Source organism: Sphingomonas sp. ABOLG (genome assembly GCF_003950435.1).
Lineage (GTDB): Bacteria > Pseudomonadota > Alphaproteobacteria > Sphingomonadales > Sphingomonadaceae > Sphingomonas > Sphingomonas panaciterrae.
The window spans coordinates 108,172-122,377 of the sequence record NZ_QQWW01000002.1; the positions used below are offsets into that span (position 1 = coordinate 108,172).

14 protein-coding genes, 1 tRNA gene and 1 pseudogene are annotated in these 14,206 nt (G+C 66.4%); 10 read left to right on the forward strand and 6 right to left on the reverse strand.

Translation table 11 applies throughout. The features are described 5' to 3' along the window. Positions 1 to 161 precede the first annotated feature (161 nt). On the forward strand, positions 162 to 1,460 hold the full coding sequence (locus CA236_RS02530) for an MFS transporter (protein WP_125944428.1): 1,299 nt from the start codon (positions 162 to 164) through the stop codon (positions 1,458 to 1,460). 10 nt (positions 1,461 to 1,470) lie between these two features. Here the strand turns inward: CA236_RS02530 and rsmD are convergent, their stop codons facing one another. Both rsmD and CA236_RS19310 read right to left on the reverse strand, forming a co-directional pair. Next, positions 1,471 to 2,010, reverse strand: coding sequence for a 16S rRNA (guanine(966)-N(2))-methyltransferase RsmD (gene rsmD, locus CA236_RS02535; protein ID WP_046407606.1), 540 nt, complete (start codon positions 2,008 to 2,010; stop codon positions 1,471 to 1,473). Between the two features lie 509 nt (positions 2,011 to 2,519). After that, positions 2,520 to 3,209: pseudogene (locus CA236_RS19310) on the reverse strand (pseudouridine synthase); the annotation flags it as partial. Between the two features lie 34 nt (positions 3,210 to 3,243). Between CA236_RS19310 and CA236_RS02545 the strand changes: the two are divergent. Both CA236_RS02545 and CA236_RS02550 read left to right on the forward strand, forming a co-directional pair. Continuing rightward, positions 3,244 to 3,900: a response regulator gene (locus CA236_RS02545; RefSeq protein WP_346962757.1), complete on the forward strand. Its 657-nt coding sequence runs from the start codon at positions 3,244 to 3,246 to the stop codon at positions 3,898 to 3,900. A 105-nt stretch (positions 3,901 to 4,005) separates the two neighbouring features. After that, positions 4,006 to 4,461, forward strand: coding sequence for a DUF983 domain-containing protein (locus CA236_RS02550; RefSeq protein WP_241212491.1), 456 nt, complete (start codon positions 4,006 to 4,008; stop codon positions 4,459 to 4,461). 45 nt (positions 4,462 to 4,506) lie between these two features. Here the strand turns inward: CA236_RS02550 and CA236_RS02555 are convergent, their stop codons facing one another. After that, positions 4,507 to 4,749, reverse strand: a complete 243-nt coding sequence (locus tag CA236_RS02555) for a hypothetical protein (RefSeq protein ID WP_046410067.1) — start codon at positions 4,747 to 4,749, stop codon at positions 4,507 to 4,509. A 1-nt stretch (position 4,750) separates the two neighbouring features. Next, entirely contained in the window at positions 4,751 to 4,909 is a 159-nt protein-coding gene (locus CA236_RS18675; protein WP_164518833.1) for a hypothetical protein, read from the reverse strand. A gap of 111 nt (positions 4,910 to 5,020) precedes the next feature. On the opposite strand from CA236_RS18675, the gene CA236_RS02560 reads away from it, so the two are divergent. The 7 genes from CA236_RS02560 (at position 5,021) to CA236_RS02590 (ending at position 11,557) form a co-directional block, all read left to right on the forward strand. Continuing rightward, positions 5,021 to 5,105: transfer RNA gene (locus CA236_RS02560), tRNA-Leu, on the forward strand. 62 nt (positions 5,106 to 5,167) lie between these two features. Then, positions 5,168 to 6,841 carry a trigger factor gene (tig, locus tag CA236_RS02565; protein ID WP_125944430.1) on the forward strand — a complete coding sequence of 558 codons (1,674 nt, stop codon included), beginning with the start codon at positions 5,168 to 5,170 and terminating at the stop codon, positions 6,839 to 6,841. 108 nt (positions 6,842 to 6,949) lie between these two features. Next, on the forward strand, positions 6,950 to 7,909 hold the full coding sequence (locus tag CA236_RS02570) for a glycosyltransferase family 2 protein (RefSeq protein ID WP_046410070.1): 960 nt from the start codon (positions 6,950 to 6,952) through the stop codon (positions 7,907 to 7,909). Between the two features lie 9 nt (positions 7,910 to 7,918). Then, complete coding sequence (locus CA236_RS02575; protein ID WP_046410071.1) at positions 7,919 to 8,707, forward strand: MipA/OmpV family protein; 789 nt, start codon at positions 7,919 to 7,921, stop codon at positions 8,705 to 8,707. Positions 8,708 to 8,778: 71 nt separating this feature from the next. Beyond that, the gene (gene clpP, locus CA236_RS02580) at positions 8,779 to 9,468 is read left to right on the forward strand and encodes an ATP-dependent Clp endopeptidase proteolytic subunit ClpP (RefSeq protein ID WP_046410072.1); all 690 of its coding nucleotides are present in this window, start codon (positions 8,779 to 8,781) and stop codon (positions 9,466 to 9,468) included. A gap of 80 nt (positions 9,469 to 9,548) precedes the next feature. After that, positions 9,549 to 10,817 (forward strand): ATP-dependent Clp protease ATP-binding subunit ClpX, encoded by a 1,269-nt coding sequence (clpX, locus tag CA236_RS02585; RefSeq protein ID WP_046410073.1) that lies wholly within the window; start codon positions 9,549 to 9,551, stop codon positions 10,815 to 10,817. 164 nt (positions 10,818 to 10,981) lie between these two features. After that, positions 10,982 to 11,557 carry a GNAT family N-acetyltransferase gene (locus CA236_RS02590; protein ID WP_241212509.1) on the forward strand — a complete coding sequence of 192 codons (576 nt, stop codon included), beginning with the start codon at positions 10,982 to 10,984 and terminating at the stop codon, positions 11,555 to 11,557. Between the two features lie 184 nt (positions 11,558 to 11,741). Here CA236_RS02590 and CA236_RS02595 read toward each other — a convergent pair whose 3' ends face one another. Together CA236_RS02595 and CA236_RS02600 are read right to left on the reverse strand one after the other, a co-directional pair. Then, on the reverse strand, positions 11,742 to 12,821 hold the full coding sequence (locus tag CA236_RS02595) for a deoxyhypusine synthase (protein WP_125944431.1): 1,080 nt from the start codon (positions 12,819 to 12,821) through the stop codon (positions 11,742 to 11,744). 108 nt (positions 12,822 to 12,929) lie between these two features. Further along, complete coding sequence (locus CA236_RS02600; protein ID WP_046410076.1) at positions 12,930 to 14,162, reverse strand: type III PLP-dependent enzyme; 1,233 nt, start codon at positions 14,160 to 14,162, stop codon at positions 12,930 to 12,932. Between the last annotated feature and the right edge of the window lie 44 nt (positions 14,163 to 14,206).

Genomic DNA, 14,206 nt, shown 5'->3' on the forward strand with positions numbered 1-14,206 from the left:
AGTGCCGCGACCAGAGGCCAGCGGCTGTCGGTGTCAGATAGGGGGCTGGACCGACAGGGCAGCGTCTACAGCGCGAATGTTGCGCAATTGTGTCGCGTAGGGACAAAGTTGTTGCACGGCGGCCGTGTTGACGCGGGCGCGGCGTGGAGGGAGAGGGAGGCATGAGCACCATCGTCTCCGGCGGCAATTCGTCGCGCCGCGTTCTTCTGGCGAGCTTCGTCGGCACCGGCGTCGAATTCTACGATTTCTACATCTACGCGACGGCGGCGAGCCTGGTGTTCGGCCAGATATTCTTCCCGGTCGCGGAGCCGGGGATGCAGCAGATGGCGAGCTTCGCCACCCTGGCGGTGGCGTTCTTCGCGCGGCCGGTGGGTGCGGCCTTCTTCGGGCATTTCGGCGATCGTATCGGCCGCAAGTCGACGTTGGTCGCCAGCCTGCTGACGATGGGGCTGTCGACGACGCTGATCGCCTTTCTTCCGACCTATGCGCAGGCGGGATGGTGGGCGCCGTTCATCCTGTGCCTCCTGCGGTTCGGCCAGGGATTTGGCCTTGGCGGCGAATGGGGCGGGGCGGCGTTGCTGGCGGTGGAGAATGCGCCGCCGGGCTGGCGCGCTCGGTTCGGTTGCGCCCCCCAGATGGGCGCGCCGGCGGGATTCATCGCGGCGAATGGCCTGTTCCTGCTGTTGGGCCTGTGGCTGACGCCCGAGCAGTTCCGCGACTGGGGCTGGCGTATTCCGTTCCTGGTCAGCGCGTTGCTGGTCGGGCTGGGGCTGTGGATCCGGCTGAAGCTGACCGAAACGGCCGAGTTCGCCGCGGCGCTGGAGGAAGCGCCGCCACCGGCGGTGCCGTTCGCCGAATTGCTGCGCCACCACGGTCTGGCCACGCTGGCCGGGACCGTCGGCGCGATCGCCTGCTTCGCGCTCTACTATATCGCGACGGCCTTTGCGCTGGGCTACGGTACCAAGACGCTGGGCTATTCGATGCAGTCCATGCTGCTGGTGCAATTGGGCGCCATCCTGTTCATGGCGGTGGGGATCTATGCCTCCGCCTGGCTGGCAGACAAGAAGTTCGACGAGCGGCGGGTGCTAGCGGGCGGGTGCGTCGCGGTGGTGTTCGCCGGTTTCCTGCTGGGGCCGATGATGGGCGCGGGGTCGCTGGTGCTGGTGTTCGCCTTCCTGGCGCTGGCGCTGCTGCTTATGGGGTTCGTGTACGGCCCGCTGGGCGCGTGGCTGCCCGGCCTGTTCCCGCCACGGGTCCGCTACACCGGGGCGTCGATGGCGTTCAACGTGGCGGGCGTGCTGGGCGGCGGCCTGACGCCGCTGTTCGCCCAGGCGCTGGCGGAGAATGTCGGCCTGTCCGCGGTCGGATGGTACGGCAGCGTGGCCGCCGCGCTGAGCCTGGTGGCCCTGGTCGCTACGAGGCCGCGGCCGCGCACCCACGCCGTCGTGCTGGAGCCGTAAGTTCGCTGCCTCAGGCGGCGCGCAGCAGCGTGATCTTTGCCTTGCCGTAGACGCGTTCGGCGTCGACGACGAAACCTTTCACCTCGACGTCCTCCTGCTTGGCGGTCTCGATCGAGATCCACGTCGCCGGGCCGGCCCAGCCGAGCCGGCCGAGCTTGTCGAGTGCCACCGCCCCGGCGCCGGTGCCATAGGGCGGGTCCATCATGATGAGGTCGAGCGGCTTTGCCGTCGGGCCGAGTGCCAGCGCGCTGCCGGCGCGGACCTCCGCCCCGCTCGCCTTGAGCGCGGCAATATTGGCGCGCAATGCGTCGAGCGCGGCACGATCCTGCTCCACGAACAGGCAGGAGGCCGCACCGCGCGATAGCGCCTCCAGCCCCAGCGCGCCCGATCCGGCGAACAGATCCGCGACGGCCAACCCGTCGAAGCTACCGAGGCGGCTCGCCAGCATCGAGAACAATGCCTCGCGCGTGCGGTCCCCGGTGGGACGGGTCGAATCGCCCTTGGGCGCGACGAGCGGTCGGCCGCGCCATTCGCCTGCGATGATCCGCATCAGCGCTTCCCCCGCGGGCGGGGCGGGCCCGAGCGCGATGCGCCGGGGCGAGCAGAGCCAGCGCCCGGTGACCGCGGCCGTCCGCCGCCGGGACGTGCGGGGCCGGCGTTGCGCGGTGGCCCGTCGGGACGATCGACGCGTGGCTTTGCCGAGCCGCGCGGGGCGGAAGCGCCGCGGGCGGGGCGGCTGCTGCGATCGGCCGAGCGACCGGCAGCGCGGTCGGTATCCGCGCTCGCGCCACGCGCCGGCCGTTCCGCAGGAGCCTGTTCGGCGCGGAAGGTGCGTGCGCGCTCGTTGCGCGCCGTGCCGGCGCGACTGGCGACAGAGCCGTCGGCGCGGCGGCGTGGTTCCTTCTTCGCAGCGCCGGGCCGCGTCCGCTGCGCTAGTTTCTTGTCGGCGGGCCGCTCCGGCGCGGGGATGGCGTCAGCCGGGGGCAACACCGGCTCGACCGCGCGGCGGCGCGCGGGTTGCGGCAGTTCGCGGCGCGTCGGCTCCGCGCTGAAGCTCTCGACGTCGTGACGGCGAACCTCGCCGATCTGGCCGGGGGCAAGATCACCGAGGACGAACGGGCCGTAGCGGGTGCGGATCAGGCGGCTGACCTGCAGTCCCAGATGCTCTAGCACACGCCGGACCTCACGATTCTTGCCCTCCTTCAGCACCAGTTCGATCCAGAGGTTCGCGCCGGTGCGGCGTTCGATATTGGCGTCGATCGGGCCGTAGCGGACGCCCCCGATCTCGATGCCGTGGATCAGCTCCTCCAGCTGCGGCTGGCTTATCTGGCCGTAGGCGCGGGCGCGATAGGCGCGCTCGACGCCGGTGGCGGGAAGTTCCAGGAGCCGCTTCAGCCCACCATCGGTGGTCATCAGCAGCAGCCCTTCGGTGTTGAGATCCAGACGGCCGACCGGCATCAGGCGCGGCAGCCCCTTCGGCAAGCGATCGTAGATCGTCGGGCGCCCGGCGGGATCGCGCTCGGTCGTGAGAAGCCCTGCCGGCTTGTGGAACAGGAATAGGCGGGCCGCCTCCGGCGCGGCAACAGGGTTGCCATCCACCGTCACCCCGTCGAGCGAGGCAAGCAGGGTCGCCGGCGTGTCGAGCGTGACACCGTCCAGCGCGACGCGGCCCTCCGCGATCATCCGTTCGATCTCACGACGCGACGCGACGCCGGCGCGCGCCAGCAGCTTGGCGATGCGGGCGGGCTCCGGCGCTCGGGTCGTCGATTTCTGGTCATGGCTCTTGCCGGGTCCGGTCAACGGCCCGTCACGCTTTTCTGTCGGCATGGAGCGCTATTACCGCGGTTCATGTCGCAGCGCGAAAATATTTGCGACCAGCCGTCACCCGGCGCGTTATTCCTGCCATGGGAAAGAGGGACAGGCGCGGATCGGTCGTATGATCTTCAGGAAGCGCAAACGGTCGATCATCCGTCTCCTCCTCGTCGAGGACGAGCCACTTGTCGCCTTCGACACCGAGCATCTGTTGAGCGAGCAGGATTTCGAGATCGTCGCCACCGTGGATCGTGTTTCCGATGCGGTGGCCACACTGCAGGCCGGACACGACATCCATCTCGTGCTGGTCGACGTTCGGTTGGCAGACGGCAGCGGCATTGATGTTGCGCGAGCCGCGGGCGAACGCGGCATTCCCTCGCTGTTCGTCACCGGCGACTGCCCGCCGGAGGCGGAGCTGGTCGGTGTCGGCTGCCTCTACAAACCGTTCGAACAGCGCGATCTTCTCCAATCGATCAAGGCGATCGAGGCGAGCCGGGCGGGCAAGGTCCCGCGGCGGCTGCCGGATGCCCTGCGGCTGTTCTCGGCAGATCGCGGCAACGAAGCGCCGAGGGTCAGCCAGACGCCAGATGCGACGATTCAGCAAAGCAGCGTGCCCGGCCGTGAATGACGCCGGGGCCAGCGCCGGTTTCTTCAGCGAGGTTCAGGAAAGGTGCGGGCGAGGTGGACATTATGTCCAATCCCGGCTTGATGGCCGTATCCCTACCTGCTGAGCATGATGGAGAAGCAAGCTATCGAAAGCGAAGCCCAGTCCGACGGAGACAAATTCCGCTGGATCCTGAAGAGCGGGTGGAAAGGCCTTTGTCCGCGTTGCGGCAAAGGTCACATGTTCCAGTCATGGCTGAAGATCACGGATCGATGCGAGAACTGCGGCCTCGATTACCGCTTTGCTGCGCCCGATGATGGGCCGGCGTTCTTCTCTCTCTGCATCGTGGCCTTGCCGCTGACGGCATTCATCGTGTGGTTGCAGGTCGCTTTTGATCCGCCCGGCTGGGTCCATCTGTTCACGTCGGTTCCGATCATGGCGCTGGGCACGGTCCTGCCGCTGCGGCCGATCAAGGGATGGCTGGTCGCCTCTCAATATGTGAATCGCGCGCAGGAAGCGGGGACGCAGAAACTGTGGGCGCAGCTTCATGGCACGGACGCGAGCAAGAGCGACTTCGACCAGTAGCTGCGGCTCTGGTCGAAGCGGCTGTCCGGGCGCCGGCTGCCCGCGCTAGTTCACGCGGGGATCGTGCCGGCTGTCATCAGGGCTGTCGGTTTCGCTGAAGCGGGCGGGAGCGTCGTGCGGCTCCGCAATGGCGCCTTCATCGACCGCTTCGTTGCGGATCGCGGTTTGCCCCTCGATGTCGGTGCGGGCAAGATCGTCCTGCGCGGCAGGCGGGCTGTCCGGCGCGGCTTCCGGTTCATCTTCGGGCAGGCTGTCGATCAGCGGGTCGTTGCTGCGATTGTCGGTCACGTCAGATACTCGGGTTGGCGGGGGCAGGATCGTTCGCAGGGGCGCCCGGTGCCGGCAGATCGATGTCGGGCGCGGGCGGCGTCACTTCCGGCGGCGGGGCCGCGGGCTGAGCCGGCTGGGTGGGCTGAACGGGTGTTTCGGGCGGGGGCGTGGTGGCCATGTTCTGGGTCCTCTTCACGCTTTCAACGCGCGATCGCGCTGCGTGGTTGCTCGCGCCGCTTGCCGATCGGCTCCACCCGGTATAGAGGCCCGCGACCGGCGGTGCCTAAATGCGGGCGTGGCGGAACTGGTAGACGCGCTGGATTTAGGTTCCAGTATCGCAAGATGTGGGGGTTCGAGTCCCTTCGCCCGCACCAGTTTATCCGCGGCGTGCCCGCGGACAGGCACCATCCACGAAATTTCAGTTGAAGGCACGAAGATGCAGACTGTCGAGACGTTGAACGAGGGCCTGAAGCGCGCCTACACGCTGACCATCGCGGCCAAGGACATCGAGGCGCGCGTTGATGCGGAGCTGGCACGAGTCGCACCGCAGGTCCGTATGCCCGGTTTCCGCCCCGGCAAGGTTCCGGCGAACATCGTGCGCAAGATGCACGGCCCGGCGCTGCTGCAGGACGCGCTCAACACGTCGATCCAGGAAGGCATCCAGACGCTGCTGGCTGAGAAGCAGCTGCGTCCGGCGATCCAGCCCTCCGTCCAGCTGGCCGACGGCTATGAGCCAGGCAAGGACGCCGAGCTGACCGTCGAGCTGGAAGTGCTGCCGCAGGTGCCGGCGCCGGCGATCGAGGGGCTGAAGCTCGAGAAGCTGACCGTTCCGGCCGACGACGCCGTGATCGACGAGCAGCTGCAGAAGTTCGCCGACCAGACCAAGAAGTGGGAAGACGCCGAGGAAGGCTATGCCGCGAAGATGGGTGACCTCGTCACCGTCGATTTCGTCGGCAAGACCATGGACGGCGTCGCCTTCGAAGGTGGCACCGGCACCGACATGGCGATCGAGCTTGGCTCGGGTCGCCTGATCCCGGGCTTCGAGGATGCGACCGTCGGCGTGAAGGCCGGCGAGGAGCGCCAGATCAAGGTGACCTTCCCGGAGGATTACCAGGCAAAGGAACTGGCCGGACAGGACGCCACGTTCGACCTGACCGTGAAGTCGGTGAAGGTCGCTGGCGAAGCGACCGTCGACGAGGACCTCGCCAAGAACCTGGGCCTCGAGAGCCTGGAGCAGCTGCGCGGCCTGGTCCGTGGCCAGATCGAGAGCGAGCTGGGCAACCTGACCCGCACCCACATGAAGCGCAAGCTGCTCGATCAGCTCGCCGCCGGCCACGATTTCGAAGTGCCGCCGTCGATGGTCGAGGCCGAGTTCCAGCAAATCTGGGCGCAGCTCGAGCATGAGGCGACCCATGAGCCGGATCCGAAGGCGGCAATGGAAGAGATGGAGAAGGAGCGCGACGATTATCGCAAGATCGCCGAGCGCCGCGTCCGTCTCGGCCTGCTGCTGAGCGAGATCGGCCAGGCCAACGGCGTCGAAGTCACGCAGCAGGAAATGAACCGCCTGATAGCGCAGGCCGCGCAGCAGTATCGCGGCGAGGACCAGCAGCGCTTCATCCAGTACATCCAGCAGGAGCCGATGGCTGCTGCCCAGCTGCGTGCGCCGCTGTACGAGGACAAGGTCGTCGACTTCCTGTTCGACAAGGCTGAGGTGACCGAGCGCGAGACCACGCGCGAGGAACTGGAAGCCGCGATCGAGAGCGAGGACGGTTTCGCGACCGGCACGCATCACCACGATCACGACAACCACAAGCCCAAGCAGAAGAAGGCCGCGGCCAAGAAGAAGGCTGACGAGGCCGCTGCCGAGGGTGACGAGGCCGCTGCCGAGGGTGACGAGGGCGACGAGGTGAAGCCGGCCAAGAAGGCGGCGCCGAAGAAGAAGGCCGCGGCAGCACCGGCCGAGGACGAGGCGACCGACGAGGCCGCAGCGCCGGCCAAGAAGGCAGCGCCGAAGAAGAAGGCGGCTGCCGCTGATGCCGAGAGCGAAGCGGAAGCACCGGCCAAGCCGAAGAAGGCCGCTGCCAAGAAGGCGCCCAAGACCGAAGGCTGATCTTAATTCGTTTCGGATAGTGAAGGGCGTCTCCCTGATTTTTCAGGGGGACGCTCTTTTTTGTTACAGAACATCGCGATCGGAGATCTGGGCGGCGTGAATGGAGCTATGGTGCGCGAGACGGAGCTGAGGATTGCCGTCCTGCTTCCTTGCTACAATGAGGAAGCAGCGATTGCGCAGACGATCGCTGGCTTTCGCGCTGCGCTGCCGGGCGCGGCGATCTACGTCTATGACAACAACTCGCACGACCGAACCGCGGCGGTCGCGCGGGCGGCGGGCGCGATCGTGCGGACCGAGCGCGTGCAGGGGAAGGGCGCCGTGGTGCGCCGCATGTTCGCCGACGTCGATGCCGACATCTACGTGATGGCGGATGGCGACGCGACCTATGATGCGGCCTCCGCGCCGTTGCTGATCGAGCGGATGCTCGACGAGCAGCTCGACATGGTGGTCGGCAGCCGCATCGGTGAAGCGACCGAGGCGTATCGACGCGGACATCGGTTCGGCAATGCGATGCTGACCGGGATGCTGACTCGCCTGTTCGGGCGCAGCTTCACCGATATCCTCAGCGGATATCGGGTGTTCTCGCGCCGCTTCGTCAAGAGCTTCCCGGTGCTGTCGGTCGGGTTCGAGATCGAGACCGAGATTTCGGTGCACGCGCTGGAGCTGAAGATGCCGGTGGGCGAGGTGGAAACGCCTTATTTTGCGCGCCCGGAAGGCTCGGTGTCGAAGCTGAGCACCTATCGCGATGGCTGGCGCATCCTGGGCACGATCGCGACCCTGTATCGGATCGAGCGCCCCTTGTGGTTCTTCGGCTACGTCGGGGCCGCACTGTTGCTGCTCGCGATCATCCTGGCCGTCCCGCTGGCGGTTACCTATGCACAGACCGGGCTGGTGCCGCGCTTCCCGACGGCGATCCTCGTGACCGGACTGACGATCCTGGCGGCGCTCGCCGGATTTGCCGGGCTGATCCTGGATACGGTGGTCCGTGGCCGCCGCGAGGTACGGCGATTGGCGTATCTTGCGTATCCTGCGCCGGGAACGCTGGTCAGGGCCGACAGACTGATCTAGTCTCACTGCATGGCGATGTCGCTCCTCGGCCGTTCAGCGGCCCTTTTCGTCCTTGGCACGACAGGGGCGACAGGCGTTGCCGCGCAGGACGAGCCACGGCGGACCAGGATCGCGGCGGGCCCCCAGCTTGTCCCCCGATATCCCGGCTACAAGGGCGTGGTGCTGCGGCCGTTCCTGGATATCAGCCGGGCGCGTGGAGACACGCCGTTCATCTTCGAGGCGGCGGACGAGAGCGCCAGCATCTCCGTCTTCGATACTGAAAGGTTTTCCGTCGGCCCGACGCTGAGTTTCGAGGGGTCCCGCCGGACGCGCGACGTGCCGGGCGTGCGTGGCGTGGGCTTTACCGTGGAGCCGGGCCTGTTCGCGCAATATACCATCGCCGAGCCGCTGCGCGCCCGCCTCGAGCTGCGCCAAGGGATTGGTGGGCACAAGGGGCTGATCGGTGTCGCCAGCGTCGATTATGTCGCGCGCGACCGCGACGACTGGCTGTTCGCGATCGGGCCGCGGGTCACCTATTCCAACGGCAAGTACCAGCGTGCCTATTTCGGCGTCCCGGTGGAATCCGTCGCCACGTCCGGGTTGACGGCGTTCCGCCCCGGGGGCGGGATCCAGGCAGTGGGCGGGAACGCCGGTTTCCTCAAGCAGTTGACGCCGCAATGGGGCATCTACGTTTATGGCAAATACGAGCGGCTCGTCGACGATGCGAGCCGGTCGCCAATCGTGCGGCGCTACGGCTCACGCAATCAATGGTCCGGTGGCCTGTCCCTGACCTATACGTTTCGCGGCCGCCAGGACTGAGCGGCAGGTCTTGAAGTCGCCGCTGCCGCGCGCGACATAGGTCATCCTGAAAGAACAAGAGAGAGCCTTCCATGCACAACCCGTTCGAGACCGGCGACTTTGCAGGCGCCCTTGCGCGCGCCGGCGTCGGCATGCAGCAGACGCAGGCAGGTCTCGTGCCGATCGTCATCGAACAGTCGAACCGTGGCGAGCGGTCCTTTGATATCTTCAGCCGCCTGCTGCGCGAGCGCATCGTGTTCGTCACCGGCGGCGTTGAAGATGGCATGGCAAGCCTGATCACGGCGCAGCTGCTGTTCCTTGAGTCGGAGAATCCGAAGAAGGACATCTTCATGTACATCAACTCGCCGGGCGGCGTCGTCACGGCGGGCATGGCGATCCACGACACCATGCAGTACATCCGGCCGCGCGTCGGCACCGTGTGCATCGGTCAGGCCGCGTCGATGGGCAGTTTCCTGCTGTCGGCGGGCGAGCCGGGGATGCGGGTCGCGCTGACCAATGCGCGGATCATGATCCACCAGCCGTCGGGCGGTGCACAGGGCATGGCCAGCGACATCGAGATCCAGGCGCGCGAAATCCTGCGCATCCGGCACCGGATGAACGAGTTGTACGCCAAGTACACCGGCCAGCCGATCGAGGTGATCGAGCGCGCGATGGATCGTGACAAGTTCATGAGCTCGGATGAGGCCAAGGAATTCGGCCTGATCGACGAGGTGTTCGACAAGCGGCCTGCCCCGGCCGAAGATACGGCTGCCGCCGCCTGATCGGCGTTGGCCCTCTTTCCGGCATTGCCGGATCATGACTGGCCGGGTTACCATGCCCGGCCGGCAAAGGATGTGATTGAATGACCAAGCTCAGCGGCGGTGACTCGAAGAGCACGCTCTATTGCTCCTTCTGCGGCAAGTCGCAGCACGAGGTTCGCAAGCTCATCGCAGGACCGACCGTGTTCATCTGCGACGAGTGCGTGGAGCTGTGCAACGATATCATCCGCGAGGAAACCAAGTCGGCGCTTGTGTCCAAGAAGGACGGCGGCGTGCCGACCCCGCAGGAAATCTGCGACGTCCTCGACGATTATGTGATCGGGCAGAAGCAGGCCAAGCGCGTGCTGTCGGTAGCGGTGCACAACCACTACAAGCGGCTGAACCACGGCGCCAAGGGTGCGGATGTCGAACTTGCCAAGTCGAACATCCTGCTCGTCGGCCCCACCGGCTGCGGCAAGACGCTGCTGGCGCAGACGCTGGCGCGCATCCTCGACGTGCCGTTCACCATGGCCGATGCGACGACGCTGACCGAGGCGGGCTATGTCGGCGAGGACGTCGAGAACATCATCCTGAAGCTGCTCCAGGCGTCCGACTATAACGTCGAGCGGGCGCAGCGCGGCATCGTCTACATCGACGAGATCGACAAGATCAGCCGCAAGGCCGAGAACCCGTCGATCACGCGCGACGTGTCGGGCGAGGGCGTGCAGCAGGCGCTGCTCAAGCTGATGGAAGGGACCACCGCGTCCGTTCCGCCGCAGGGCGGGCGCAAGCATCCGCAGCAGGAGTTCCTGCAGGTCGACACGACGAACATCCTGTTCATCTGCGGCGGCGCCTTCTCGGGCCTCGAGAAGATCATCGGCGACCGCTTGCAGGGCAAGTCGATCGGCTTTGGCGCCTATGTCGCGGCGCCGGAGGAAAAGCGCACGGGTGAAGTCCTTCGCCAGACCGAGCCGGAGGATCTGCTGAAGTTCGGCCTGATCCCCGAGTTCGTCGGCCGTCTGCCGGTGATCGCGACGCTCGAGGACCTGGACGTGACGGCGCTGGTGAAGATCCTGAGCGAGCCGAAGAACGCGCTGGTCAAGCAGTACCAGAAGCTGTTCGAGATGGAGGAAGTGAAGCTGGGCTTCACCGACGACGCGCTCGTCACGGTCGCCAAGAAGGCGATCGAGCGAAAGACCGGCGCGCGCGGCCTGCGATCGATCCTGGAGGGCATCCTGCTCGACACCATGTTCGACCTGCCGGGCATGGAATCGGTGGACGAGGTGATGATCGACAAGGACGTGGTGGACGGCCGCAAGGAACCGATCCGCGTCTATGCCGAAAAGAAAAAGGCCGGCAGCGACGCGGCGTAAGCCTCGTGACGCACCGCTGAATGACGAAGGGCGCCGAGCGATCGGCGCCCTTTTTCGTTGTCGGTGGCTGCGCGGCGGCCGGAGTGGTGAAAAGGAGGGGAGGGGATGGCAATGGTCTGGACCTTGGCTTTTGCGGTTCCTTTGGAAGATCGAGGGTGAGCGGCATGCGCAATGCCGGCCGGGCTGACCGGGCGCGGGTTGCCGAGATGCTGGCGCGCGCGTTCGCGGATGATCCGGCGATGAGCTGGATCTTTCCCGATCCGGCGGAGCGCGCGCGTCGGCTGCCGCGATTGTTCGCGATCCTGTTCGATGCGGATGCGGCGGGGATGCGGGTCGTCACGGCAGGGGGCGAGGCCGCGACGCTGTGGCGCGGCCCGGGCAAGGCCACGACCGGCGCGGTCGCCATGCTGCGGCAGGCGTGGCCGCTATGGCGTGCGCTGGGGGCGAACATTCCACGCGCCCTGAAGGTTTCGCACGCGGTCGAGGCGCACATGCCGGCGGGTGACTTCTGGTACCTTCACATTGCCGGCTGTGATCCAGCCGCGCAGGGCAAGGGTCTGGGCGCTGCCGTGGTGCGGGCGGGGCTGTCCCGCGCGGCCGGGCGCCTGCCCGCCTATCTCGAGACAGCGACCGAGCGGAACCTTGGTTTCTACCGCGCCCTCGGCTTCGATATTGTCGATGACTGGCACGTACCGGGGAACGGGCCACGCTTCTGGTCGATGCTTCGCCAGCCAGATTGAGGTGCATGCCGGCGCGGCCGGCGAGCAGGCCCGGTGCGCGGCTTGTCAGCGTCACGCCTGCCCGGACAATGCGCCGATGCGACGCTGTTGCGGTCGGGGAGGGTTAACAAGCAAAAGGCCCGCGCCACGCCGCTGCCTCTGATGAGGCAGGGCGGGGCGCGGGCCCTTCGTCACGTCAAGCCGGTCAGGCGAACAGCTTCGCCCAGCCGCGCTTTGCGCGATCCTTCCAGTAGCCGCGGTGATAGGCGTCGGACGCCAGCAGCGGCATCACCGAGCCGGCTTCCGCGAACACCATCTGCTCGATGCCGGTGTTCACCTTGCCCCACGAAGCCGCTTCCTGCAGCGTCGAGGAGGAGCAGGCGCCGTCGCGCACGTCGGCGACGGTGATCTGCACGGCGTACTTGTGCACCTCGACATCCTCGTGGCCGAGGATCTCGGCGCAGACGACGGTGTCCTGGATGAAGTTCTTCGGCACGCCGCCGCCGATCATGAGGAGGCCGGTGGTGCCCGCCTTGATCTTGATCTCGGTCAGCTCACGGAAGTCCGCGACCGCGTCGATCATCATGTACGGCTTGCCTTCCTTGGCGCGGTCGACCTGATGCTTGACGAGGCCGAAGCCGGCCGACGAGTCGACGAACGCCGGGCAGAAGATCGGCACGTCATGCTCATAGGCGAGCTTGACGAGGCTGTTATCCTTCTTGCCGTGCTCGACGAGATACTTGCCCATCTCGCGGATGAAGGCGCGCGAGGAATAGGCCTTGGGCTCCAGCTCGTTCGCGATCTTGTTGATCGTGAAGTCGCAGTCCTGCAGCTGCTCCTCGTCGATATACGTGTCGTAGATGCGGTCGATGTAGAGCGAGCGCAGCGTATCATCATCAGGGATTTCAAGCGCCTGATAGTGCTTGTGGCCAAGACCTTCGAAGAAATCCATGTCGACGATGGTGGCGCCGGTGGCGACGATCACGTCGACCATGTTGTTGCGCACCAGATCGGCATACAGGTCCATGCAGCCGCCTGCGCTGGTCGATCCCGCGATCACCAGGCACACGGTGCAGTCCTTGTCGGCCAGCATCTCGTTGTAGATCTTCGTCGCGCGGCCGAGGTCGCGGCTAGTGAAGCTCATGTCGCTCATCGCGTCGACGATCGGGCGCGCATCGAACGACTTGATGTCGATGTGCTTGACCTGCTTCGACAGCAATTCCGCCTTGCGGGTGTCGTTGATCGGCGCGTTTGCCGCCGCGGTCTTCGTGAGGGTGTCAGTCATGGGTGCTTCTCGCATGATGGCACACGTCGTTCGGAAGGGGACGCGTTAACCCGTAAGAACGACGGCGCCCCTGCGAGCGCCGCCGTCTATCTCAATGTAATCGGTCGGTTACAGCTTTACGACGTTGGACGCAGCTTCGCGTTCCACCTCGGCGTAGAGCGACACCATTGGCTCGTCCTCGACGATCACCGTCTCGTCCGATCCGAAGCCGTTGAAGGCCGTGCGCATCGCCGAGCCATAGGCGCCGAGCATCCCGATCTCGATGTAATCGCCTGCTTCGACATCCGCCGGCAGCAGGAACGGACCGGCCATGTGATCGAGATCGTCGCAGGTCGGGCCGTAGAAGGAGAAGGGATGATCGCGCACGGTGGACTGCGGCTCGCGCAGCAGCGTCACCGGGAAGCGCCAGTCGATGTGTGCGGCATCGAACAGCGCGCCATAGGCGCCGTCGTTGATGTACAGCTCGCTGCCGCGGCGCTTTTCGACGCGCACGACGACGCTGCTGTATTCGGCGCACAACGCACGACCCGGCTCCGCCCACAGCTCCGCCGAGTAGCTGATCGGCAGGCTTTCAAAGGCGCGGTGGATCGTCTCGAAATAGAGCTCGAGCGGCGGCGGCTCCATGCCCGGGTAGGACGACGGGAACCCACCACCAACGTCGATCACGTCGACCGTCACCGCCGCATCGACGATTGCGCCGCGCACCCGCTCCATCGCATCCGAATAAGCCTCCGGCGTCATCGCCTGGCTGCCGACGTGGAAGCAGATGCCGAGCGCGTCGGCCGCCTGGCGCGCGGCGAACAGCAGCGGCTTGGCATCCTGCGGCGCCACGCCGAACTTCGACGCGAGGCTGAGCTTCGAATGCTCGGACGACACGCGTAGCCGGACGCAGAGCGTCAGGTCGGCCGCATTGCGCGTCGCGCGCATGATCTTGTCGAGCTCTTCGAGCGAATCGAGGCTGAACGTGCGGACACCGTGCTTGAAGTACGCCTCGGCAATGGCCTCCTCGGCCTTCACCGGGTGCATGAAGCACAAGGTGGCCTCCGGCACCGTGCGGGCAACCATGCGCACTTCGCCGATCGAGGCGACGTCGAAATGCGTGATGCCGTTCTCCCAGAGGATCTGGATGAGCTCGGGCGACGGATTCGCCTTCACGGCATACATCGAGCGACCCGGGAACTTCTCTACGAAGAACCGGGCGGCGCGTGCCGCGGCGTGCGGACGCACGAGCGTGACCGGCTCGACCGGCTTGCCCTGTGCGATGTCGATGGCGCCCGAAACGGAGTTGCAGGCAACGGTCGAGAGGGGCGCTAGCCCCAGCGCGCGATGATCCTGGTGCAATTCAAGGGACCTCCAATGCCAGGGAGGCGGGCCCCCCGGTCTTC